The organism is Enterobacter sichuanensis (assembly GCF_002939185.1).
In the GTDB taxonomy this organism is placed as follows: domain Bacteria; phylum Pseudomonadota; class Gammaproteobacteria; order Enterobacterales; family Enterobacteriaceae; genus Enterobacter; species Enterobacter sichuanensis.
This window is the reverse complement of record NZ_POVL01000030.1, coordinates 25,658-49,241: the sequence shown is the minus strand read 5'-3', so window position 1 is coordinate 49,241 and position 23,584 is coordinate 25,658. Positions and strand designations below refer to the sequence as shown.

Annotated in this window: 25 protein-coding genes; 9 read left to right on the top strand and 16 right to left on the bottom strand. The window is 56.8% G+C overall.

Annotation, left to right across the window (positions count from 1 at the left end; translation table 11 throughout):
- Positions 1-142: 142 nt before the first annotated feature.
- Complete coding sequence (asd, locus tag C5687_RS14410; protein ID WP_025759648.1) at positions 143-1,246, bottom strand: aspartate-semialdehyde dehydrogenase; 1,104 nt, start codon at positions 1,244-1,246, stop codon at positions 143-145.
- 177 nt (positions 1,247-1,423) lie between these two features.
- Between asd and yhgN the strand changes: the two genes are divergently transcribed.
- A complete protein-coding gene (yhgN, locus tag C5687_RS14405) occupies positions 1,424-2,017 on the top strand; it encodes an NAAT family transporter YhgN (RefSeq protein ID WP_025759646.1) in 594 nt (197 codons plus the stop codon).
- Positions 2,018-2,081: 64 nt separating this feature from the next.
- Here yhgN and tusA read toward each other — a convergent pair whose 3' ends face one another.
- Complete coding sequence (gene tusA / locus C5687_RS14400) at positions 2,082-2,324, bottom strand: sulfurtransferase TusA (RefSeq protein ID WP_045286762.1); 243 nt, start codon at positions 2,322-2,324, stop codon at positions 2,082-2,084.
- Between the two features lie 167 nt (positions 2,325-2,491).
- On the opposite strand from tusA, the gene C5687_RS14395 reads away from it, so the two are divergent.
- Both C5687_RS14395 and C5687_RS14390 read left to right on the top strand, forming a co-directional pair.
- Complete coding sequence (locus tag C5687_RS14395; protein WP_045286763.1) at positions 2,492-3,157, top strand: 7-cyano-7-deazaguanine/7-aminomethyl-7-deazaguanine transporter; 666 nt, start codon at positions 2,492-2,494, stop codon at positions 3,155-3,157.
- 72 nt (positions 3,158-3,229) lie between these two features.
- Positions 3,230-3,787: a DcrB family lipoprotein gene (locus C5687_RS14390; RefSeq protein WP_025759642.1), complete on the top strand. Its 558-nt coding sequence runs from the start codon at positions 3,230-3,232 to the stop codon at positions 3,785-3,787.
- A 4-nt stretch (positions 3,788-3,791) separates the two neighbouring features.
- On the opposite strand, the gene C5687_RS14385 is transcribed toward C5687_RS14390, so the two are convergent.
- Complete coding sequence (locus C5687_RS14385) at positions 3,792-5,009, bottom strand: MFS transporter (RefSeq protein ID WP_088244405.1); 1,218 nt, start codon at positions 5,007-5,009, stop codon at positions 3,792-3,794.
- A gap of 145 nt (positions 5,010-5,154) precedes the next feature.
- Here C5687_RS14385 and C5687_RS14380 point away from each other — a divergent pair, with 145 nt between their 5' ends.
- Both C5687_RS14380 and acpT read left to right on the top strand, forming a co-directional pair.
- On the top strand, positions 5,155-6,204 hold the full coding sequence (locus C5687_RS14380; protein WP_045286765.1) for an AI-2E family transporter: 1,050 nt from the start codon (positions 5,155-5,157) through the stop codon (positions 6,202-6,204).
- Positions 6,205-6,308: 104 nt separating this feature from the next.
- Positions 6,309-6,920, top strand: a complete 612-nt coding sequence (acpT, locus tag C5687_RS14375; RefSeq protein WP_104557190.1) for a 4'-phosphopantetheinyl transferase AcpT — start codon at positions 6,309-6,311, stop codon at positions 6,918-6,920.
- On the opposite strand, the gene arnF is transcribed toward acpT, so the two are convergent.
- The 8 genes from arnF to C5687_RS14335 all read right to left on the bottom strand — a co-directional run bounded on the left by arnF (position 6,862) and on the right by C5687_RS14335 (position 15,074).
- The gene (gene arnF / locus C5687_RS14370; RefSeq protein ID WP_104557189.1) at positions 6,862-7,257 is read right to left on the bottom strand and encodes a 4-amino-4-deoxy-L-arabinose-phosphoundecaprenol flippase subunit ArnF; all 396 of its coding nucleotides are present in this window, start codon (positions 7,255-7,257) and stop codon (positions 6,862-6,864) included. The two genes, acpT and arnF, sit on opposite strands and share 59 nt — an antisense overlap.
- The gene (arnE, locus tag C5687_RS14365) at positions 7,254-7,592 is read right to left on the bottom strand and encodes a 4-amino-4-deoxy-L-arabinose-phosphoundecaprenol flippase subunit ArnE (protein ID WP_104557188.1); all 339 of its coding nucleotides are present in this window, start codon (positions 7,590-7,592) and stop codon (positions 7,254-7,256) included. The genes arnF and arnE overlap by 4 nt, the downstream gene beginning before the upstream one ends.
- Positions 7,589-9,244 carry a lipid IV(A) 4-amino-4-deoxy-L-arabinosyltransferase gene (arnT, locus tag C5687_RS14360; protein ID WP_104557187.1) on the bottom strand — a complete coding sequence of 552 codons (1,656 nt, stop codon included), beginning with the start codon at positions 9,242-9,244 and terminating at the stop codon, positions 7,589-7,591. The genes arnE and arnT overlap by 4 nt, the downstream gene beginning before the upstream one ends.
- The gene (arnD, locus tag C5687_RS14355) at positions 9,241-10,143 is read right to left on the bottom strand and encodes a 4-deoxy-4-formamido-L-arabinose-phosphoundecaprenol deformylase (RefSeq protein ID WP_047959646.1); all 903 of its coding nucleotides are present in this window, start codon (positions 10,141-10,143) and stop codon (positions 9,241-9,243) included. Before arnD ends, arnT begins: the two co-directional genes overlap by 4 nt.
- On the bottom strand, positions 10,140-12,122 hold the full coding sequence (gene arnA, locus C5687_RS14350) for a bifunctional UDP-4-amino-4-deoxy-L-arabinose formyltransferase/UDP-glucuronic acid oxidase ArnA (protein WP_104557186.1): 1,983 nt from the start codon (positions 12,120-12,122) through the stop codon (positions 10,140-10,142). Before arnA ends, arnD begins: the two co-directional genes overlap by 4 nt.
- A complete protein-coding gene (gene arnC, locus C5687_RS14345) occupies positions 12,119-13,102 on the bottom strand; it encodes an undecaprenyl-phosphate 4-deoxy-4-formamido-L-arabinose transferase (protein WP_025759633.1) in 984 nt (327 codons plus the stop codon). Before arnC ends, arnA begins: the two co-directional genes overlap by 4 nt.
- A 1-nt stretch (position 13,103) precedes the next feature.
- Positions 13,104-14,243 (bottom strand): UDP-4-amino-4-deoxy-L-arabinose aminotransferase, encoded by a 1,140-nt coding sequence (gene arnB / locus C5687_RS14340; RefSeq protein ID WP_104557185.1) that lies wholly within the window; start codon positions 14,241-14,243, stop codon positions 13,104-13,106.
- A gap of 324 nt (positions 14,244-14,567) precedes the next feature.
- Positions 14,568-15,074: a phenolic acid decarboxylase gene (locus C5687_RS14335; protein ID WP_104557184.1), complete on the bottom strand. Its 507-nt coding sequence runs from the start codon at positions 15,072-15,074 to the stop codon at positions 14,568-14,570.
- Between the two features lie 99 nt (positions 15,075-15,173).
- Here C5687_RS14335 and C5687_RS14330 point away from each other — a divergent pair, with 99 nt between their 5' ends.
- Complete coding sequence (locus C5687_RS14330) at positions 15,174-16,055, top strand: LysR family transcriptional regulator (RefSeq protein ID WP_104557183.1); 882 nt, start codon at positions 15,174-15,176, stop codon at positions 16,053-16,055.
- A gap of 33 nt (positions 16,056-16,088) precedes the next feature.
- Positions 16,089-16,883 (top strand): SDR family NAD(P)-dependent oxidoreductase, encoded by a 795-nt coding sequence (locus C5687_RS14325; RefSeq protein WP_104557182.1) that lies wholly within the window; start codon positions 16,089-16,091, stop codon positions 16,881-16,883.
- A gap of 5 nt (positions 16,884-16,888) precedes the next feature.
- Here C5687_RS14325 and C5687_RS14320 read toward each other — a convergent pair whose 3' ends face one another.
- Positions 16,889-17,416, bottom strand: a complete 528-nt coding sequence (locus tag C5687_RS14320) for an NlpC/P60 family protein (RefSeq protein ID WP_032672654.1) — start codon at positions 17,414-17,416, stop codon at positions 16,889-16,891.
- Positions 17,417-17,652: 236 nt separating this feature from the next.
- Between C5687_RS14320 and C5687_RS14315 the strand changes: the two genes are divergently transcribed.
- Positions 17,653-18,312 carry an HAD family hydrolase gene (locus tag C5687_RS14315; protein WP_080337400.1) on the top strand — a complete coding sequence of 220 codons (660 nt, stop codon included), beginning with the start codon at positions 17,653-17,655 and terminating at the stop codon, positions 18,310-18,312.
- Between the two features lie 83 nt (positions 18,313-18,395).
- Here C5687_RS14315 and C5687_RS14310 read toward each other — a convergent pair whose 3' ends face one another.
- From C5687_RS14310 to C5687_RS14300, 3 genes are all read right to left on the bottom strand, one after another.
- Positions 18,396-19,421, bottom strand: a complete 1,026-nt coding sequence (locus C5687_RS14310; protein WP_104557181.1) for a TerC/Alx family metal homeostasis membrane protein — start codon at positions 19,419-19,421, stop codon at positions 18,396-18,398.
- 168 nt (positions 19,422-19,589) lie between these two features.
- Positions 19,590-19,988: a potassium channel family protein gene (locus tag C5687_RS14305; protein WP_104557180.1), complete on the bottom strand. Its 399-nt coding sequence runs from the start codon at positions 19,986-19,988 to the stop codon at positions 19,590-19,592.
- Between the two features lie 109 nt (positions 19,989-20,097).
- A complete protein-coding gene (locus C5687_RS14300; protein WP_094919424.1) occupies positions 20,098-21,291 on the bottom strand; it encodes a BaiN/RdsA family NAD(P)/FAD-dependent oxidoreductase in 1,194 nt (397 codons plus the stop codon).
- 228 nt (positions 21,292-21,519) lie between these two features.
- Here C5687_RS14300 and pitA point away from each other — a divergent pair, with 228 nt between their 5' ends.
- Complete coding sequence (pitA, locus tag C5687_RS14295) at positions 21,520-23,019, top strand: inorganic phosphate transporter PitA (RefSeq protein WP_025760141.1); 1,500 nt, start codon at positions 21,520-21,522, stop codon at positions 23,017-23,019.
- A gap of 61 nt (positions 23,020-23,080) precedes the next feature.
- Here the strand turns inward: pitA and uspB are convergent, their stop codons facing one another.
- Complete coding sequence (gene uspB, locus C5687_RS14290) at positions 23,081-23,416, bottom strand: universal stress protein UspB (RefSeq protein ID WP_003861224.1); 336 nt, start codon at positions 23,414-23,416, stop codon at positions 23,081-23,083.
- Positions 23,417-23,584: the final 168 nt, after the last annotated feature.

The following is a 23,584-nucleotide window of genomic DNA, read 5'->3' as shown; positions in this document are numbered from 1 at the left end:
AACCTCAGGTAAGAAATGACTCTTCCTTAAAGCATAGCCAACGCTCTACATGACTCCTGATAAAAAATAAGACATCTGCGTTTTACTCCCTGTAGTACGCAAAAAAAGGGGGTGAAAATCACCCCCGGTAGTTAACAAATTATTACGCCAGCTGGCGCAGCATGCGGCGCAGCGGCTCGGCGGCCCCCCACAGCAGCTGGTCACCCACGGTGAACGCGGAGAGATACTCCGGCCCCATGTTCAGCTTACGCAGACGGCCAACCGGCGTGGTTAGCGTGCCGGTTACGGCTGCTGGGGTCAGTTCACGCATGGTGATATCGCGATCGTTTGGCACCACTTTCGCCCACGGGTTGTGCGCGGCCAGCAGCTCTTCCACGGTCGGAATAGACACATCTTTTTTCAGTTTAATGGTGAAGGCCTGGCTGTGGCAGCGCAGCGCGCCGATACGCACGCACAGACCGTCAACCGGAATGGTGTTCGCGGTATTGAGGATTTTGTTGGTCTCGGCCTGGCCCTTCCACTCTTCGCGGGTCTGGCCGTTATCCAGCTGTTTGTCAATCCACGGGATCAGGCCACCGGCCAGCGGTACGCCAAAGTTATCCACCGGCAGCTCGCCGCTGCGGGTCAGCTGGGTGACTTTACGCTCGATATCAAGGATCGCAGACGCCGGGTTGGCCAGCTCGGTCGCGACGCTGTTATGCAACTGGCCCATCTGGGTCAGAAGCTCACGCATATGACGCGCGCCGCCGCCGGACGCCGCCTGGTAGGTCGCCACGGAGACCCACTCTACCAGGTCCTGCGCGAACAGGCCGCCGAGGGACATCAGCATCAGGCTGACGGTACAGTTGCCGCCGACAAAGGTTTTCACGCCCTTGTTCAGACCCTCGGTGATCACGCCCTGGTTAACCGGGTCGAGGATGATAATGGCATCGTCTTTCATGCGAAGCGACGAGGCTGCGTCGATCCAGTAGCCCTGCCAGCCGCTTTCACGCAGCTTCGGATAAATTTCGTTGGTATAATCGCCGCCCTGGCACGTCACAATAATGTCGAGTGCCTTCAGCGCTTCCAGATCGTAAGCATCCTGCAACGTACCGGTGGAACCACCAAAGGACGGCGCAGCCTGGCCAAGCTGGGAAGTGGAGAAGAAGACCGGGCGGATGGCGTCGAAATCGCGCTCTTCAACCATGCGTTGCATGAGTACAGAGCCGACCATACCGCGCCAGCCGATAAAACCAACGTTTTTCATAGCATTTTTTTCCTGCAAGGGGTGTGTGCTGATTGTGCAAGCCAGTATTGAACTGGGATATGCTTCACATTACAAAATGCTGCCAAAGTCGCAAGCGAAATTAATCGATGATTGCCCGGCTATCAGAAAAAGAGCTAATCATCATAATAACCATAGAGAGTTTCAGGGATAATTTACATGAGTGAAATCATTTCCGCCGCGGTTTTATTGATCCTGATAATGGATCCGCTGGGAAACCTGCCGATCTTCATGTCGGTGCTAAAGCATACCGAGCCGAAGCGCCGCCGCGCGATCATGATCCGCGAGCTGCTCATCGCCCTGCTGGTGATGTTTATCTTCCTGTTTGCCGGTGAAAAGATCCTCGCGTTCCTGAACCTGCGCGCCGAAACCGTTTCGATTTCCGGCGGGATTATTCTGTTCCTGATTGCCATTAAGATGATTTTCCCGAGCGCGGAAGGCAGCAGCAGCGGCCTGCCCGCCGGTGAAGAGCCGTTTATTGTGCCGCTGGCGATCCCCCTCGTTGCCGGACCGACCATTCTGGCCACGCTGATGCTGCTGTCGCATCAGTATCCCAATCAGATGAGCCATCTGGTGATTGCTTTACTGATCGCCTGGGGCGGGACATTTATTATCCTGCTGCAGTCGTCGCTGTTCCTGCGCCTGCTGGGCGAGAAAGGGGTGAACGCGCTGGAGCGTCTGATGGGGTTGATTCTGGTGATGATGGCAACGCAGATGTTCCTGGACGGGATCCGGACGTGGATGAAAGGATGACGTTCTCCCTCTCCCTGTGGGAGAGGGCCGGGGTGAGGGCATCAGGCCGCAGAGGGCAGCCCACTTAACCCTTACGAATCAAATACCGATACGGCAGCGCGTCAGTCTGCTGTGCCACCAGCTCATGCTCCATAAAGGTACAAAACCCGGGGATATCGCGGGTCGTTGCCGGATCGTCGGCGATGATCAGCAGCGTTTCTCCGGTCTGCATGTTGCGCACGGTTTTACGTACCATCATTACCGGTTCCGGGCAGCGAAGGCCCTGGGCGTCAAGGGTGTGGTCTGGGCTGGAAAACAGGTCGGTCATGATCTTCTCGGTCAGGTAAAAACGGCTGTAGTTTACGCCCCGTGGCAGTCAATGCAAACCAGGTTAACGATTGCGTAAAAACTAACCATTGCAATGTCCTGCCAAAGCAGTATCATTCTGCGGTTTTTATTGGGTTCCCTCACCCCAACGTATAAAAAGGTCACAATATGACGCAGTTTTCTGAATCACAGCGCGTAAAAGCGTTGTTCTGGCTTTCACTTTTCCATTTGCTGGTGATCACCTCCAGCAACTATCTGGTGCAGCTCCCGATCGCCATTTTTGGTTTTCATACAACCTGGGGCGCGTTCAGTTTTCCGTTTATCTTCCTCGCCACGGATTTAACCGTACGTATCTTTGGCGCACCGCTGGCCCGACGCATTATTTTTGCCGTCATGCTTCCGGCGCTGTTCATCTCGTACGTGATTTCTTCCCTGTTCTATATGGGAAGCTGGCAGGGCTTTGAGGCGTTGACCCACTTCAACCTGTTTGTCGCCCGTATCGCCACCGCAAGCTTTATGGCTTATGCGCTGGGGCAGATCCTCGACGTGCATGTGTTTAATCGCCTGCGTCAGAATCATCGCTGGTGGATGGCCCCCACAGCCTCGACGCTGTTCGGCAACGTCAGCGATACGCTGGCGTTCTTCTTCATCGCCTTCTGGCACAGTCCGGATGCGTTTATGGCCGAACACTGGATGGAGATCGCCCTGGTGGACTACTGCTTCAAGGTGCTCATCAGCATTGTCTTCTTCCTGCCCATGTACGGCGTCCTGTTGAATATGCTGCTGAAAAGGCTGGCAGATAAATCTGAAATCACAGCATTACAGGCTGGTTAAAGGTTCGCTTTATCAGTTGTGATAAGATGAGCGAATGAGCCGTTATGGCCGTTTATCGAAAGGAAGAAGTCAATGCGCAATCTGGTTAAATATGTCGGGATTGGCCTGCTGGTTGTGGGTCTTGCAGCCTGTGATAACAGCGACACGAAAACGCCTGCTCAGGGTGCATCCGCTGAGAGCAACGCAACCGGTCAGCCGGTGAATCTGATGGATGGCAAACTCAGTTTCTCTCTGCCAGCCGATATGACTGACCAGAGCGGCAAGCTGGGTACGCAGGCGAACAATATGCACGTTTACTCCGACGCAACCGGTCAGAAAGCGGTCATTGTGATTGTTGGCGACGACACCAGCGAAGACCTGGCCGTCCTGTCCAAACGCCTGGAAGATCAGCAGCGCAGCCGCGATCCGCAGCTGCAGGTGGTCACCAACAAGTCCATCGAACTGAAAGGCCACACGCTGCAGCAGCTGGACAGCATCATCTCTGCAAAAGGCCAGACCGCTTACTCTTCTGTTGTGCTGGGCAAGGTCGATAACAAACTGCTGACCCTGCAGATCACCCTGCCAGCGGAAGATCAGCAGAAAGCGCAAACGGCTGCGGAAAACATCATTAACACCATCGTGATCCAGTAACGCTTCACGATGATGACGTGGCCTCCGGTGCCTGCACCGGGGGCCATTTTTTTAGCCGCCATGTCAGCATCAAGGCAATCACCACCAGACCCGCCGCGGCCAGATAGATAACCGGTACGCCTGCCCAGGCCATCACCAGACCCGCCAGCGGGCCGGTAATGCCTAATGACATATCCATAAATACCGTATAGGTCGCCAGCGCCGCCCCCTGATTCTGCGGCGGCACGGCTTTAACTGCCACCACACCCAGTGCCGGGAAGACCAGTGAAAAGCCCGCCCCCGCGAGGAAGACGCCCACTTTCGCGACCCATGGTGCCATGGCTATGCCGGTCAACAGCAGGCCAACCATCTCCACCGCAAAGCAGATCATCGCCACGTTCAGCCCGCCCAGACGGTTGATACCGTTAGGGAAAAGTAACCGCGCGCCCACAAACGCACAGCTGAACAGGGTTAACGCAAAGGCGGCGCCGTCCCAGCCTTTGGCATCGTAAAACAGGGTAATGAAGGTGGCGATGACCCCGAAGCCGGTGGTCGCCAGCGCCAGCGCCATCCCGTATGGCCAGACCCGTCCGAGCACCGCCCGGAACGGCAGTGGTTTACCTTTGCTGGCTTTGACTTTCGGGCGCGGCAGGGCAAAGAGGATCGCCACCAGCGCGACCAGCATGATGGTGCCCGCCAGCCCGTAGAGACCGCCATACGCATAACACATCACCCCAAGCGGGGCGCCCAGCGCCATTGCGCCGTAGGTGACAATGCCGTTCCAGGAGATCACCCGTCCAATGTGCGGCGCACCGACCACCCCCACGCCCCACAGCGTTGACCCGGTTCCCGCCAGGCTTTGCCCAATGCCGAGGATGACGCGGCCCAGGCAGAGCAACACCAGACTGACCAGCGGCCAGTGGCTGGTTGTGGCAGCCAGCAGGTAGCTCAGCCCACTCAGGAAACAGCCGCACAACCCGACAACCACGATGCTTTTTGGACCGAACAGGTCCGCGTAGCGCCCGGCATGCGGGCGGCTCAGGAGCGTGGCGAAATACTGCAGGCTAATCACCAGCCCCGCCCAGAATGCGCTGAAGCCCATAACGTCATGGACATAGCCCGGCAAGACCGCCAGCGGCAGGCCGATGGTCAAATAGCTGGCAAAGTTGAAAATCACGACGGACACGATGCGCAGATTGAGGCGCAGTCCGCTCAGCGCCGGTTCAGCGGCAGGTTCGGGCATGGGGTTTTACCTGGAATTTTGCAACAGTGTTTCACTATTACCACGACGCCAACAGAAAATCAGCAGCGACTTTTCAGATTAACGGTGCCAGACGAGGCGGATCCCGCGCACTACACTTAACGGGCAACCACATTAAGGAACACGCATGACCCCTAATCCGTCCGACAAAGCTGGGCTCCATATCTTATTAAAACTCGCCTGTCTGGTGGTTATCCTTGCGGGTATCCATGCCGCCGCCGACATTATTGTCCAGCTCCTGCTGGCGCTCTTTTTTGCCATCGTGCTTAACCCGCTGGTGACCTGGTTTTTACGCCGGGGCGTCAGCCGCCCGGTGGCTATTACCATCGTGGTTATTGTGATGCTGATTGCCCTGACGGCGCTTTTCGGCGTGCTGGCGGCCTCCCTGAGCGAGTTCTCCACGATGCTGCCGCAGTACAACAAAGAGCTGACGCGGAAGATCGTGGCGCTGCAGGAGATGGTCCCCTTTCTGAATCTGCATATCTCACCCGAACGGATGCTGCGCAGGATGGATTCAGAGAAAGTCATGACCTACGCCACCACGTTGATGACGGGCCTCTCCGGGGCGATGGCGAGCATTCTGCTGCTGGTCATGACGGTGGTGTTTATGCTGTTCGAAGTGCGCCACGTTCCCTATAAGCTGCGCTTTGCGCTGAATAATCCCCAGATCCACATTGCCGGCTTACACCGGGCGCTGAAGGGCGTCTCCAAATATCTGGCGCTGAAAACGCTGCTGAGCGTATGGACCGGGATCATTGTCTGGCTGGGGCTGATGCTGATGGACGTGCAGTTCGCGCTGATGTGGGGCGTGCTGGCCTTTCTGCTCAACTACGTGCCCAATATTGGCGCGGTACTCTCTGCCGTACCGCCGATGATTCAGGCGTTTCTGTTTAATGGCTTCTACGAGTGCATGCTGGTGGGGGCGCTGTTCCTCGTGGTGCACATGGTGCTGGGGAATATTCTTGAGCCGCGCATGATGGGCCACCGGCTGGGCATGTCGACGCTGGTGGTGTTCTTATCTTTACTGATTTGGGGATGGCTGCTGGGTCCGGTCGGGATGCTGCTGTCGGTCCCGCTCACCAGCGTGTGTAAGATCTGGATGGAGACCACCAAAGGCGGCAGCAAGCTGGCCATTCTGCTTGGGCCGGGACGACCGAAAAGCCGGTTGCCCGGGTAAGCGCTCTCGTCTGGTTAGCCATTCCTGGGGTCAATGGATTATAGTAATGGTTTCGCCGCGCAACTTTGCGGCTCTCTCTGTTTTGACTGAAGGCCAGACGTTATATGTACCAGGTTTTTCTGGGAAAGATCTCTTCGCTGAGCACCGATCGCTGGGCTGAAGCACTCTGTGAACACGCGCCCGAAGGCGCCCGGCGCGCGCGCTGGCTGGCGGGTCGCGGGCTGCTTTCGCGTCTGCTGGCTCCGAAGCCGCTCCCGGAGATTATCCACAACGAACAGGGGAAGCCCCTTTTTGCGGACGACTACCCGCTGTGGTTCAGCTTTAGCCACTCTCAGGACGATATTGCGTTAATTATCAGCGATGAAGGCAGCGTGGGATGTTCGCTGGAACATATTCGCCCGCAGGACAACTGGCGCACGCTCGCCAATGCCCTCTTCAGTAACGCCGAGCACGATGAACTGGAAAAGGAGACGCCAGCGAGCCAGCTTACGGCATTCTGGCGCATCTGGACGCGAAAAGAAGCGATTGTTAAACAGCGCGGCGGTCACGCCTGGCAAATGGTCAGCATTGACAGTACCGCCAGCGCGTTCCACTCGGTGAGCCACTGCCGGATAGACTCGCTCAGTCTCGCGGTCTGCACCGCAACGCCCTTTGAGCTCAGGGCCGGTTTGATCCACGATGCGCTGGCAGAAATATCACCAGCACGCCCAGTATAATCAACCCGACACCCGCCAGCCCACGCCAGGAAAAATGTTCGTCCCAGCCGGGCAACAGGATCGCCGCGCCCCACACCAGGATATAGCTGAGGCTCAGTAAGGCATACGCTTTGCTGAGCGCCATACGGTGCAGCGCCATATACCAGCAGCCCATAGAGGCGACATACCCCGTTAACCCCAGCAGCAGCGCACCGGTACCGGACGAGAAATGCCAGAGGGCCTGGAGAAATGCGAACGCCTCGCCTACAGAGGGAAGCGCCTGCATGGCGCTTCGCAGCAGCAGCTGCGCGGCGCTGACTAACAGCACGCTGCATAACGCCCACAATGCCCCTTTCACAGGCTCCCTCCCAGGATAATAATCCCCATGATGATGAACCCCACCCCCAGCCAGTGGTGTGACGCGACGTGCTCACGCCAGACGATCTTCGCCGCCAGCGTCACCCAGACAAAATTGAGGCTCAGCATCGGGTAGGCAATGCCGACGGGCAGGCGTTGCAGCACCACCAGCCAGACCAGCATCCCGCAGCCCAGCATCAGCATTGCCAGACCAAGCCACAGCGCGATATGCGCCCCACGCCGCCCGGCTTTCGCCGGACGAGTGGCTTGCTTCTGACACAACTGCCCCGCACAGCTGAGCACGCTTGCCAGTATCAGCCAGATCCAGATCATCATTTCGGCAGATACTGCAGGTAGGCCAGACGGCCCTGGATATAGAGGCTGTCAGGCTCGGGCAGATTCGCCCGGGCAAGGTCATCGCGTTTTGACAGCAGGATAACCAGCGATACGCGTCCCTGCTGACGATGCGCCGCCAGCCACTGCGCGAAGTCATCTTTGCCGACAAAACGATCGTTAACATCGGGATAATCCAGCCCGTAGCGCAGCTCGCCACTCTGACCAAACAGGGTGATGTCATTACGTTTCAGCTCCCACGCCAGGCCGGCGGCCACGCCAACATTGTTGGCCAGCACAAACCGGCTGTTCTGCAGCGGCTCGCGCACGGTATCAACCAGCGACTGCGGCTGTTTGGAATCCACCACCAGGTTAGGAATGGCAAAACCAATCAGCAAAGCCAGTCCCGCAGGACACAAGGCAGCCAGCCACCAGCGCTGCGGGCTCTGTCGGAAGGTAAACCAGCCTACCGCAGCCCAGATGAGGAATGCCACCACCGCACAGAAGACTTTATACAGCTCAACGGATGTCCAGACAGGATGCTTAGCCAGCCCCCACGGCGAGACCACCAGCGCCGCCGCCACGCCGATGACGCCAAACGCCAGGTTAATCCCGCCGTTAATGCGCAGCGCTCTGGCACCTTTTTCCGCCGCGAGGCAGGCATAGCGCGCCATCAGGATCGCCAGCGGGGCAAAACAGGGCAGGATATAGGTCGGCAGCTTGCCTTTGGCAATGCTGAAGAACAGCAGCGGCATCACCACCCAACCCAGCAGATAGAACCCGCCACCCGCGTTTTGTCTGTCATGCCAGCCGAAACGAAACGCGCCGGGCAGCAGCGCCAGCCACGGCAGGCTGCCCGCAATCAGGAACGGCAGGTAATACCAGAATGGTGCTTTGTGCTGCGCGTCGCTCTGAGCAAAACGCTGAATATGCTCCACCCAGAAGAAGTAACGCCAGAAATCAGGCTCACGCTGCGCAATGGCCAGCGCCCACGGCAGAACAATCAGCACGCAGCTCAGGATCGCGAGCCAGCCAAATATCAGCACCTCTTTCCAGCGCTTCTGCGCTATCACCCACGGCAGCACGCCAATCACCGGTACCGCCAGCGCCAGGAAGCCTTTGGTCATCACCCCCATCCCGCACGCCAGCCCAAGCAGCACATAGCCACCGGCTTTTCCGGCCACGGTTTGGGCCTGTGAGGCCAGCCAGAAGCTGCACATCGCCGCCACCAGCCACAGGGTGATAATGGGATCCAGCACCGCATACGTACCAATGCCATAGACAAGGAACAGGGTCAGGAAAATAAGGCCGGAGAAAAGGGCTGTTCGCTTATCCCGCCAGAGACGCCAGGCCATCCAGATAACCAGCAGCGCCGTCAGTCCAGTGGAGAAGATCGCCCCGGCGCGCACGGCAAGGTTCGAGTGCCCGAACAATACTTGCCCGAGACTGTTGATCCAGTAGCCAGCAATCGGTTTTTCAAAGTAACGCAGCCCCAGAAAATGGGGGACCACCCAGTCACCGGAGGCCAGCATTTCGCGGCTGATTTCCGCATAGCGCGTTTCATCAGGCTGCCACAGCAGGCGGATATCGACCGGGATGAGGTAGTAAACGATAAACAGTGCGAGAAGCGCTAAGCCATAACGGGCTGTTTTCATGGGACCGAACTCACGGTTTGTTGAAAGCCAAGCCAGCCTTCCCGGCCAGCCAGTTCATTACGGACAACTTTGCCCACGGGCAGGGTGCTGAGATCGTCAGGCAGCAACTCGCTTAACGGGCAGAAGGTGATCCCCTCCTGCGCGGCCAGGGTCAGCAGCGCATCGAAATCCTGCTGGAAGGCAATCCCTTCCACTTCGGCATGGATGGTATACACCGGCGTACCGGCGTCGCGATGGATGCAGTCCAGAATATAGCGGTTGAACCCGTCGGCGGTCACCTCGCGCCCCACCACTTCATCCCAGGTGGGAAGCGTGACGGGAATTTGCACCGTACCGTAGCGATTTTCGCCCAACAGTGGCAAAAAGGGTCCGGTTCCGCGGCAGTCGCTGTTGTAGCGAAACGCGAAGGGCTCTTTGGCTTTCACCACACGCTGATCCGCGCGCCAGCCTGCCACAGCGGAGCAGCGCACCGGCTGACCGGTAATCGCCTCCAGTTCCAGCATCCCGCGCTCGACTTCGCGGGTCAGGCGGGGGATGTCCCAGACGCCAGCCCAGGCTTGCCAGGCATGGTGATCCCAGGCGTGCAGGCCCACCTCATGATGCTGCGCCGCCTCCCGGATAACCGCTTCATTACCCGCGCCGATGCGCCTGCCGGGCCAGGCGGTGCCGGCCAGCAAAATATCCCAGCCGTAGAGGGATGCGGCGCGCGAGCGCAGCATTTTGAACAGAAACGCCGGTTTAACCAGACGCCATAAATGGCGTCCCATGTTGTCAGGCCCCACGCTGAAGAAAATGCTGGAACGCACACCGTGCCTGCCCAGCAGTTCCAGCAGTTTGGGTACTCCGTCACGCGTCCCCCTGAAGGTGTCGACATCAATGCGTAAACCGACTTTTTTCATGAGGCCTGTTCCGAGAGCTCCACGGTGCGCAGGAAGAAATCGAGCGTTTCATCGATGGTCTGCTCCATCTTCACCGTCGGCGTCCAGTTCAGGCAGCGCTTCGCATTGCGAATGCTGGGCTTACGGTGCTCGACATCCTGGTAGCCTTTGCCATAGTAGCTGCTGCTTTCCACTTCGCGGAAACCGGCAAACGGCGGGAATTTATCGCGCAGCGGATGGCGCTCAAAGCTTGCCAGCAGCATTTCGGCCAGCTCGCGAATGCTCGCTTCGTTATCCGGGTTGCCGATGTTGATGATTTCACCATTGCAGCGGTTATCTTTGTTTTCGATGATGCGGAACAGGGCTTCGATCCCGTCGCTGATATCCGTAAAGCAGCGTTTCTGTTTACCGCCTTCGATAAGCTTAATAGGTGAGCCTTCCACCAGGTTCAGGATCAGCTGGGTGATCGCGCGGGAGCTACCGATACGCGCCGCGTTCAGGTTATCCAGACGGGGTCCCATCCAGTTAAACGGACGGAACAGGGTAAAGCGCAGCCCTTCTTTCTCGCCGTAGGCCCAAATCACGCGGTCCAGCAGCTGTTTAGAGACAGAGTAGATCCAGCGCTGTTTGTTGATCGGCCCGACCACCAGGTTAGAGGTGTCTTCATCGAAGTTCTTATCGGTGCACATGCCGTACACTTCAGAGGTGGACGGGAAGATGATGCGCTTGTCGTATTTCACGCAGTCGCGGATGATCTTCAGGTTCTCTTCGAAATCCAGCTCGAACACGCGCAGCGGGTTACGGGTGTACTCGATTGGCGTGGCAATGGCGACCAGCGGCAGCACCACGTCACATTTTTTAATGTGGTACTCGATCCACTCAGAGTGGATGCTGATGTCCCCTTCCACAAAGTGGAAACGCGGGTTATTGAGAAACCGGCTGATGGCATCCGCGCCAATATCCAGGCCATAAATTTCATAGTTATCGTCTTTGAGCAGGCGTTCGGTCAGGTGGTTACCGATAAAGCCGTTCACGCCGAGGATCAGCACGCGGGTGCGGCGTTTGAGAGCCACCACCGGTGCGCTGGTGATCAGTGCCCCGGCCACCAGCCCCAGAGACTGCGCCAGCTGGGTGCCCTGCACGTACAGGCCGTTGTCGGTTTGCCCGGTGACGATCTCCAGCGCTTGCTCACCACAGCTCACAATCAGCGGGGAGACGGAGACAACAGTGCCCGGTCTGGCGGCCGGAATGTCGTCACGCACGCGAGATTTCCAGACGATAAACTTGCTGACGCCCGCAAAGCTGTATGCGCCCGGCCACGGGTCGGTCACGGCGCGCACCAGGTTGTGCAGCTGGCGGGCCGGCTTGCTCCAGTCCAGACGGCCATCTTCCGGCGTACGGCGGCCAAAGCAGCTTGCATTGCTCTCATCCTGCGCGGTCTCGCTGAAGGTGCCGTTCAGGATGGTCGGCAGCACATCGTGCAGCAACGTCTGCGCCGTCGCATTCAGTTTGTGATGCAGTTGCAGCGCGGTGTCGTCAGCGTCGATAGCGACTTTCTGCTGTGCCACGATGGCGCCCGCATCCGCACGGCGCACCATGCGGTGCAGCGTCACGCCGGTTTCCGTCTCACCGTTCACCAGCACCCAGTTCAGTGGGGCGCGGCCACGGTAGGCAGGCAGCAGAGAGCCGTGAAGATTAAAGGCCCCTTTTGCGGCCAGGCCCAAGATCTCATCGCAGAGCAGGTTGCGGTAGTAGAACGAGAAGATCATATCCGGGGCGAGCGCGCGGATGCGCTCCACCCACAGCGGGTGGTTAACGTCGTCCGGCGCATAAACCGGGATCCCATGCTCGGCGGCGATACGCGCCACAGAGCCGAAAAAGGTATTCTCTCCGGCGGTGTCCGGATGGGTAAAAATTGCAGCAATATCATAGCCCGCGTCCAGCAGGGCCTGCGTGCCCGTGCACCCCATATCGTGATAGGCAAAGACAACAGCTTTCATGGGTGGTTTTCCTCTTGAGATGCTTTGTGTTCCTGACGGACAACACGTTGGATAAAGTAGCGCGGACGCGCGCGAACATCGTTATAGATACGGCCAATGTACTCACCGAGCAGCCCCATCCCGACAAACTGGGCGCCGATGAACATAAACAGCACGGCAAAGAGCATGAAGACCCCTTCCGCCGCCCACTGCGGACCAAAGACCAGGCGCAGGACAACCAGCAGAACGGACAGCGCAAATCCGGCGACGGCGATAATGCTGCCGAAAACGCTCAGCAGGCGCAGCGGCGTGGTGGTCAGGCAGGTGATGAGGTCGTACATCAGGTTGATGAGACGCATAAAGCTGTACTTCGACTCCCCGTGCTCGCGCTCGGCGTGCAGAACCGGGATCTCCGTCGCCTTACGGGCAAAGGTGTTGGCGAGGATCGGAATAAAGGTGCTGCGTTCATGGCAGTGCAGCATGGCGTCGACGATATGGCGGCGGTAAGCGCGCAGCATACAGCCGTAATCGCCCATCGCTTTACCGGTGGTACGCTGGATAAGACGGTTAATGGTGCGTGAAGCCAGCTTGCGGAACAGGCTGTCCTGACGGTTTTGCCGTACCGTGCCGACCACATCAAAGCCTTCATCAGCTTTGGCCACCAGACGCGGGATCTCTTCCGGCGGATTTTGCAGGTCCGCATCCAGGGTGATGACCAGATCGCCCGTAACGTGGCTAAACCCCGCCATAATCGCCGAGTGCTGGCCGTAGTTACGGTTGAGCAACACCGCAACAATGTGGCTGCCTTCAGCCTGCGCGGCTTCGGTCATCATCAGCGCGGAATTGTCGCTACTGCCGTCATCCACCAGCAGAATTTCGTAGGCTTTGCCCATCGTGTCGCAGGCAGCCGTGGTGCGGCGAATCAGTTCAGGCAGGCTCTCCTGCTCGTTATAAACCGGGATAACCACGGAAACTTTTTGTACGGGCGGTGCACTGAACATATCAATGTCCTGCAAGCTGATGGAGCGCGGTAATGACGCGGGTTGTGTCGTCATGAGTCATGTCCGGGAAAAGTGGGAGAGAACAAATACGCGCGCTATTCCATTCAGAATTCGGGAGCGATACTTCAGGAAAACGCTCGCGGTAGTATTTTTGCGTGTGTGCCGCGCGGAAATGGAGGCCGGTGCCAATGCCCTTCTCTTTCAGCGCAGCCATCAGGCTGTCGCGGGAGATCCCGCAGCGCGCTTCATCCACGCGAATAATAAACAGGTGCCAGGCGTGAATGTGCGGCCATGACGGGATAGTCAGCGGCTGGAACGGCGTATCGGCGAGCTCGCGCAGGTAACGTTCAGCGATCGCCTGGCGGCGTTGGTTGGCCTCTTTCAGCTTGCCCAGCTGCACCAGGGCCAGCGCGGCATTGATATCCGCGAGGTTGTATTTGTAGCCCGGCGCGATCACCTCCGCCTGCGGCGCACGGCCGTGCGTCTGGCGGTCATAGGCATCCACCCCCAGGCCATGGAATTTCAGGCTGCGGATCCGCGCAGCAAGCCCGACATTATCCGTAACGACTAAGCCGCCTTCTGCACAGGTCATATTTTTAATGGCGTGAAAGGAGAAAATCGCCGTTCCTTTCCAGCCGACATGACGGTTTTTGTGGTACGTTCCGGCGGCATGGGCCGCGTCTTCAATCACCGGAATACCGTGACGTTCACCGATGGCGTGAATAGCGTCGATATCACAGGGCGCGCCGGCATAATGCACGGGAATAATGGCTTTGGTACGCGGGGTAATTGCCGCTTCAACGGCGTCGGGCGTCACCATCAACGTCTCTTTATCCACGTCAATCATCACCGGCGTGGCGCCCAACAAAACGATCATATTCAGCGTGGAGACCCAGGTCTGGGAGGGGGTAATGACTTCATCACCCGGGCCAATATCCAGCGCCATCAGCGTGACGTGCATTCCTGCAGTGGCTGAACAGACCGCAATCGCGTGCTGATTGCCGGTAAGCTGGCAAAATGCCTCTTCCAGCGCCTGATTTTTCGGCCCGGTCGTGATCCAGCCGGAGGCTAATACCTCCTGCAACGCCGCTAATTCCTCATTGCCCATAGACGGGCGGGAAAAAGGCAAAAAATCACTCATCATTAAATTCCTTGCAATAAGAATGGCATGCTTTTGATATTAACCATTTGCCAGTTCGTTTATTTCAACGAACCATAAACTCATATCAAGGTAGCGCTCATTTCTTAGGGAAAAATTAAGACGAGTATTTAAACCGAAATAAACAACATGAAAATCAGTTTATAATCAACAGATTGCACTTTTATGAATTATTTATTTTGTGATCGTATTCAACCTTTTCAAAATGTAACGTTTAAACCAAACCTCAACAAACAAAAAAAATCCCGGTTCTTCCGAAATAATATGGAGTAACCGGGAACTTTTCTTTTTAGTTAATTGTCGCGCTTATTTTAAGTTATCTGGAAAGTTTTCTGGTAGCTCGCTGGCCGCACACGCAATAACGCTGTCATCGTTTGCACCGCAATCGTGCACAAAGGTAATAGTGGCAAATTCATCAATCACTTCCGTTGGATACGCAGGGCCAGCATCGCGATAGCTGTTCATCAGCGGAATGTGATCGTTCTGGAAGCAGACGGTTTTTTCCGGGTTGTTCATGACCCAGCGCGGGAAGAAGATGGTGCCATGGAACAGTTTATCGCCCAGGTTCACGATCAGGCTGACGTCGGTGCCGGTTGGCTCGGTCCATGAGATTTTGCAGATGCTCTCACCCACGCGAGCGATATACACCCGCTGATCTTTTACCCAACGATTCCCTACCAGACCGCTGTGAATACGGTAGTCGATGGTCGTGTCATTTTTGATATAAATCTCATAGTTCCAGCCATTATCGTAGGTATAAACCAGATGTTTGCCGACGAAGCCGCTTAAATCATGTTTGTCGAAGGTGTTCATAAGATGTCTCCTTTGTTTTGATGAGACGATCGTACCCCTTCAAAAAATGAATGAATAACGCTATGTTCGAATCAAATTCATCCAAATTTTAGATTGATTATGCACAAGACGACGCTTGAGCAATGGTCTTTACTGGCGAAAGTGATTGAGGCGGGCAGCTTTGCCAGAGCCGCAGAAGAGACTCACCGCAGCCAGTCTTCCGTCAGCTATAACCTGTCGCTTTTGCAGGAACGGCTGGGAGTGGCGCTTCTGGTTCAGGAAGGCCGCCGGGCGGTGTTGACCCCCGCCGGGGAACTGCTTCTCAACCAGGTCAAACCGCTATTAAAAGCCTTCGCGTATGTTGAAACCCGCGCGGCGACCCTGCGCAACGGCATGCGCACGCGGCTGGATCTGGTGGTGGATAATATCTTCCCCCGCCGTCGTCTGTTCGCCATCCTGCGTCAGTTCCAGCAACAGTACCCGCAAACGCAGGTGCGCCTCACCGAAGTGCTGGAAAACACCCGCGCCGAGGCGATTAACGATGAAGCCGATGTGATGGTGCTCACCCGCCGCCAGGATATTACCGGGCTGGGCGAATGGCTGATGAACATCGACTTTGTTGCCGTGGCGCATCACCAGCATCCCCTCTTTACGCTCGACGCACCGCTTAGCGATGAGATGCTCCGCCCGTGGCCGCTCATCCAGATTGCGGATAACCAGTCTTCGGCACGCACGGCCGGAGGCTCCTGGACCTTCTCCACCATTGACGCCGCCATTGAAGCGGTGATATCGCAGGTGGGTTACGGCTGGCTGCCGGAGGAGCGCATACAGGCTCAGCTCGAGCAAGGGGTGCTGAAGCTGCTGCCGCTCAGTCACGGCGTGCGCCGGGCCACGCCGCTGCACCTGATCGTTAAGCGCTCCCTCGCCCCGCTTGATGAGCAGGTCGAGACGCTGTTGCGCCTTTTTAGCCAGGAGCCGTCATCATCACCTGCTACGCTTTAAGGTCCGAACGTTAAAACGATAAGGAGCCTGATGATGAAGATCGACCTGACGGGAAAAGTGGCGCTGGTGACCGCCTCAACGGGCGGAATTGGTTTCGCCATTGCCAGAGGGCTGGCTGAAAGCGGCGCGGAAGTGATCGTCAATGGGCGCAGCACCGACTCGGTGAACAAGGGTATTCAACAGCTACAGCAGGTGGTGCCTGGCGTTCAGGTGCGTGCCGCGATCGCCGATCTCGGTTCACATGAAGGGGTGGAGTCGCTGCTGAAGGTCGCGAGCAATGTCGACATTCTGGTCAATAACGCCGGGATTTACGGCCCGCAGGATTTCTATGCCACCGACGATGACACCTGGGAGCGTTACTGGCAGACCAACGTGATGTCCGGCGTGCGCCTCTCCCGCGCTCTGCTTCCCGGTATGGTACAGAAAGGCTGGGGACGGGTGGTGTTTATCTCCTCCGAGTCGGCCTGCAATATTCCGGCGGACATGATCCACTACGGTGTGACCAAAACGGCGCAACTCTCGCTGGCGCGCGGGCTGGCGAAGTTCGTGGCGGGCAGCGGTGTGACGGTCAACAGCGTCTTGCCGGGCCCGACGATGTCGGACGGTTTCGCGGAGATGATGAAAGACGAGATCGAGAAAACCGGAAAATCGCTGGAGCAGCTGGCAAAAGAGTTTGTGATGGCCAATCGCCCCAGCTCGGTGATCCAGCGCGCAGCCACGGTTGAAGAGGTCGCCAACATGGTGGTTTATGTCTGTTCGCCTCAGGCCTCCGCCACCTCGGGCGCGGCGTTGCGCGTCGACGGTGGCGTCGTGGATGACATTATCTGAGCCGATCAGGCCGCACTGCCTGCAACCCGGCGGGCAGTAATATAGTGCGCTTGCCAGTAGCTATCGTTCAGGGTGGACACCGTCACGCCCTGGCTGCTTGAGGCATGAATAAACTGGCTGTCGCCAATGTATACGCCGACGTGCTTCCGGTTCGGGCCGGTCTGGAAGAACACCAGATCCCCGACCTGAAGGCGGTATTGCGCCACCTGCACGCCGCGATGGATCTGCTCACCTGTCGTGCGCGGCAGGTCGAGATGTACGGCATCGCTGAACAGATGCTGCATCAGCGCGGAGCAATCCACCCCGCGATGCGTGGTGCCGCCCCACTGATACTGCGTGCCTTTCCACTTCTGGTATTGATCGAGAATACGTGAGCGCAGCGGACCCGTTTCCGGGTGAAGCAGCGCCGATTTCGCAGGCGCTGCCGCAAGCTCGTTGTTCATCGATAGCATTGATGCCGGCAGTTGAAAACTGAAGGCGGAAAACGAGGCAAAACTTAACGAGAGTATTGAAATAAGCGATCTTAAGGTCATATCAGAGAGCGTATGTGAGTGAATTTTTCCTTACCTGCGGAGGCCAAGGGTCCCCCTAAAAATCGTGATGTGGCGATAATATAGGCAGCTCACTTTTTCACCAACGCTTATCGAGACCAAAATTGGACTCACTTTCAGTTCGCAAGATCGAGAAAAAAATGGTGGTGATCTAAGGACTCCCAGGGTAAAGCAGGTAAACTGATCCGAAGAATGTGTATTTCAGCTAAGACGTATTTATGACCAATATGATTGCCGACGAGACGGTGGCGAAATCCAGCGTGCTCTCTGTCTTTGACTTTGACGGGACATTAACGCACCACGACAGCTTTATCCCTTTCCTGCGGTTTGCCTTCGGGAAACGTTACTTCGCAGGCCGCCTGGTGCGTATGGCGCTGCCAACGCTCCACTGCGTGCGCCGTAAGCTGACGCGCGATGAGCTAAAAGAAGTGCTGATTAAAACGTTCCTGACGGGCGTGGATGAACACTGGTTACGCCAGCAGGCGGAAGCGTTTTGCGAAAAATACTGGGACAAGCTGATGCGCCCCGAAGGGGTTCTGGCGGTTGCGGCTGAGGTGAATTCTGGTGCGGAGGTGACCATCTGCTCCGCGTCGCCGGCGCTGGTGCTCCAGCCCTGGGCCGACAAACTGGGCATTAAGCTGATTGGTACCCAGCTGGAAGTGAAAGACGGTAAGCTGACGGGGCGCATTACCGGACATAACTGCCGCTGCGCTCAGAAAGTGGCCAGGCTGGAAAAAGTGTACGGCGATTTGAACGCCTATCACCTGCGCGCCTGGGGAGACACCCGCGGCGACCACGAACTGCTGGCAGCCGCGCAGGATCCACACTGGCGGCATTTCCATCCCCCGCGCAAGCGCCGGAATTCACCCATCAAGTAGCCTTTTGCCGGGTGGCGGCTGCGCCTTACCCGGCCTACATTCGAACCGTAGGCCCGGTAAGCGAAGCGCCACCGGGCGGTACATCAAGCCTCACGTTTCCCCGGGAACATCACGCTCGCAATAATCCCCAGCGCCAGCACGCCGAGCACGACAAACAGGCTTGCCGTGGCGCCAATGTTGTAACCGTGATGCCAGAAGTGATCGGTGGCATTTAATCCCAGCTTGAACGCCACGAAGAACAGCAGCAACACGACGGCTTTTTCGAGGTGCACCAGATACTGCTTCAGCGCTTCCAGCACGAAGTAGAGCGTACGCAGGCCCAGAATGGCGAACATCATGGCGCTGTAAATAATCAGCGGTTCGCGGCTCACGGCAATAATGGCTGGCACGGAGTCAAAGGCGAACATCACATCGGAGAGTTCGACAACCGCCACGCAAAGCAGCAGCGGCGTCGCATAGCGCTTCGCCTTCTTAACGCGTCCCACCATCACGTCCTGGTTTTCCGGTTTTTCAAGCTCCGCATCCACCTCTTTCTGGGTCAGAATAAAGGCATTGCTGCTGATTTTCGGCCAGACAGGATAGAAGCGTTTCACCAGGCGATACGCGAGATGCCCGGAGTAATCCTCCACCTCGTCGCTCTCTTCATTGCGCTTGAGCATCATCACCGCCGTCCAGCCGACGACCAGCGCGAAAATCACTTCCACGTACGGCCCCAGGCTCAGCAGGCTGGTGCCGATCGCCACGAAAATACCGCGGAAGATAATCGCCCCCAGCACGCCCCAGTAAAGGACGCGGTGACGATACTTATCCGGCACGCCGAACCAGGCGAAGATCGCCATCATCACAAACAGGTTATCGACAGAGAGCACCTCTTCCAGCGCGTAACCGGTAAGGAACAGGCTCGCCATTTCGGCACCATGATGAACATACAGGAACCCGGCGAACGCCATCGCCATCATGACCCAGAAGAGGGACCACATGGCGGCACTTTTCAGCGAGATCGGTTTATCGTGACGGTGCATAAAGAGGTCGATAAACATCGCCCCAACGGCCATCACCACAAAGACAACAACGGTTTCCGTCGGGAAACCGAGATGAGCAGTAGACATACAAAACCCTTTTGGCAGACAAAACACAACACCATGCAAACTGGCGTAAACCAGGAAAAGAAAGGCGTGGGCTGTTACTCAGCCTCTTCACCCTCAAAGCCGTAGCCCTGTCGGCTACGCAAGAAGGGGGTACTTTACCTTACCAGGCGGGGCATGCGCATCTGTCGTTTAGGCGGTCATGCCACGCAAACGCTGCAGCACCGCCACCAGCACCGCCACAGACCAGCCGACCATCAGGGCGCCGATAAGCCCCTCTACGCCGCCGATGAGCCGCCAGTGCTGGGGTAACGTGACATCGCCGTACCCCACGGTGGCGTAACTGACCAGCGAAAAATAGAAGCTGGTATTCCAGTCCTTAAATGCGTCAATGACAAAATAAAACGCAGCAAACAGCCCGGCTTCAAGGAGATGCGCGAAGATCATGGAGATAACGATGCCAACATTGCGTAAGACAATGCGTACCGCTGAATCCACTTCTAGTTTTATGAATTTTAAAACGCCAAACATCCACAGCGAATGGATCACCACGGTAAGGGAAAGCAAAATGATAATACTGAGTAGCTGCATGACGAATGCTCTGACCAAAAGGAATATGGCCCCGCGAACGCAGCGGGGCACCTGGTCGAAGCTTAGTTGAAAGAGCGGGAAAAGTTGGTGCAATAATTGCGTTGCGTGATTATTTCTCTGCCAGCGCCTGTGCGCAGGCCCAGGCACTGGCCCATGCCCACTGGAAGTTATACCCGCCGAGCCAGCCGGTCACATCCATCACTTCACCAATAAAATAGAGCCCCGGCACGTTGCGCGCTTCCATGGTGCGGGAAGAGAGTTCATGCGTATCCACGCCACCCAGCGTCACTTCCGCCGTGCGGTAGCCTTCGGTGCCGTTTGGCTGCACGCGCCAGTTCGTCAGGGTCTCGACCAGCGTCTCCTGCTCGCGGCTGTTAAGCTGGCGGAGCGACACGTCCGGGATCTGGCCTAAAACCTGTAAACACTCCACCAGACGTTTCGGCAGTTGCATGGCCAGGGTATTTTTCAGGCTCTGATTCGGGTGCGCGGCACGCTGCGCGTTGAGGAACGCGTCCAGATCGCAATCGGGAAGCAGGTTAACCGTGACAAACTCCCCCGGCTGCCAGTAGCTGGAGATTTGCAGTACCGCCGGGCCGGAGAGGCCGCGATGGGTAAAGAGCAGATTTTCGCGGAACACCGTCCCGTCTTCAGCGGTAATAACGGACGGAACGGAGACCCCGGAGAGCGTCTGAAGCTGTTCCAGCAGCGGTTTATGCAGCGTAAACGGCACCAGACCGGCGCGGGTCGGTAGCACCTTCAGGCCAAACTGCTCGGCAATTTTGTAGCCGAACGGCGAGGCACCCAGCCCCGGCATCGACAGACCGCCGCTCGCAATCACCAGGTTATCGGCACTGACGGTGTCACCGTTGAGCTGAAGCGTATAGCCCTGTTCGTCACGTGTGACCGCCAGCACCTCCGTGCGCAGGCGCATGACCACACCGCCCTTTTCGCACTCGGCCACCAGCATATCGACAATCTGTTGCGCGGAGTCGTCGCAGAACAGCTGGCCCAGCGTCTTCTCATGCCAGGCGATGCCGTGTTTACCCACCAGATCGATAAAGTCCCACTGGGTGTAACGCGCCAGCGCAGATTTACAAAAATGCCGGTTCTGGCTGAGATACGCCGCAGGTTCAACATAGAGGTTGGTAAAGTTGCAGCGCCCGCCGCCGGACATCAGGATTTTACGGCCTGGCTTTTTACCGTTATCCAGCAGCAGTACGCGACGACCCGCCTGTCCGGCCATCGCCGCACAAAACATACCCGCCGCACCGGCGCCAATTACCACGGCATCAAACCTTTCCACGTCAAAATCCTCATTATTCACTGCCGCGGATTGTAAAGTTTCCTCTGTGGTCACACCAGCGTAAAAAGATATTACAAAGCCATTCCATTGAAATTTAAAGAATATCCTTTCTGGCGCTTTTCCCATTTCAGGTGGTATGTCAAAAAAAGTCTATATTTCACTTTGCCCGTTGCGCATTTGTCCTGGATAATGCGCCGCGTTCATGTCCTCAAAATGGCGTAACGTCCTATGCTACATTTGTTTGCCGGCCTGGATTTACATACCGGGCTTTTACTTTTGCTTGCTCTGGTTTTTGTACTGTTTTACGAAGCGATCAACGGCTTCCATGACACTGCAAACGCAGTAGCAACGGTTATCTACACTCGCGCAATGCGATCGCAGCTTGCGGTTGTTATGGCGGCGGTATTTAACTTTTTTGGTGTCCTCCTGGGCGGACTGAGCGTTGCGTATGCCATTGTGCATATGCTGCCAACGGATCTGCTGCTTAACGTTAGTTCTGGCCATGGCCTCGCTATGGTGTTCTCAATGCTGCTTGCTGCAATTATCTGGAACCTCGGTACCTGGTATTTCGGCCTGCCTGCATCCAGTTCTCACACTCTCATCGGCGCGATTATCGGTATCGGGTTAACCAATGCCCTGATGACCGGTACATCAGTTGTTGATGCGCTGAACCTTCCAAAAGTACTCGGGATTTTCGGCTCTCTGATCATCTCCCCTATCGTGGGTCTGGTGGTTGCGGGTGGATTGATCTTCATCCTGCGTCGCTACTGGAGCAACACGAAGAAACGTGCGCGTATCCACCTGACGCCAGCAGAGCGTGAGAAGAAAGACGGCAAGAAAAAGCCGCCATTCTGGACGCGTATCGCCCTGATCATTTCCGCTATCGGCGTGGCCTTCTCTCATGGCGCGAACGACGGGCAGAAAGGTATTGGTCTGGTGATGCTGGTGCTGATTGGCGTTGCGCCGGCAGGCTTCGTGGTCAACATGAACGCCTCTGGTTACGAAATAACGCGTACCCGTGATGCGGTCAACAACGTTGAAACCTATTTCCAGCAGCATCCTGACCTGCTGAAAAAAGCGACCGGCGTTGACCAGTTAATCCCTTCTCCGGAAGCGGGCGCCACCACGGCACCAGGCGAGTTCCACTGCCATCCGGCAAACGCGATTAACGCGCTGGAACGTGCGAAAGGCATGCTGGGCAACATCGAAAGCTATGACAAACTGGCCGTTGAACAGCGTGGTCAACTGCGTCGTATTATGCTCTGCATCTCTGACGTGACCGATAAAGTCGCGAAGCTGCCAGAGGTGAACGGTGACGACAAGCGTCTGCTGAAGAAACTGAAAAGCGACATGCTCAACACCATTGAGTACGCGCCAATCTGGATCATCATGGCTGTCGCGCTGGCACTGGGTATCGGCACAATGATTGGCTGGCGTCGTGTGGCGACCACCATCGGCGAGAAGATCGGTAAGAAAGGCATGACCTATGCGCAGGGGATGTCCGCGCAGATGACGGCGGCGGTGTCTATCGGTCTGGCAAGCTATACCGGTATGCCAGTCTCCACGACCCACGTTCTCTCCTCGTCCGTGGCAGGTACCATGATTGTTGATGGTGGCGGTCTGCAGCGCAAAACCGTGACCAACATTCTGATGGCCTGGGTGTTCACCCTTCCGGCATCTATCCTGCTCTCTGGCGGGTTGTACTGGATTTCGCTGAAGCTGATTTAATCGGCTGAGGGCGACAAAAAAGCGGGTCAGGAAACTGACCCGCTTTTTTTATGTTTTCTGCTCAGTGCCAAATCATCAATGCAATCATACTGACCACGACCAGCCCACACAGGGCGCTGGTCAAAATGAACTGACGACGCAGACGCTCGCAGCGACGAATAAACTCTTCATCGTGATGATCGCGGTAGCGCTGGTAGTAGATATATCCCACCAGACGCATCTGCTTGCTGGGCTGTCCATGCGAGGTGAAGAAACCTCCACCGTCCACATACTGATAAAGCAACGGATCGCAACCACGAAGTACCACTAATAGCGCACGTAACGATGAGAAGTAGCGCGCCATATTCACTATGCAAACTACGCATAACGCCCAAAACAATGCGACGGTGCTAATCATACATCCTCCCCGGCGTCCGCCCACGAAGCAAGGCTCCTGAGCTACCGCACCCCAATGCCCTGACAGACAGTTCAGTGAAAGAATGACCAAAAGTCGATCCGGTTCGCGTTTTCATATCCGAACGGCTCATTAAATAGTGTAGGAGATCCGTTAATTTTTTTGCCACAA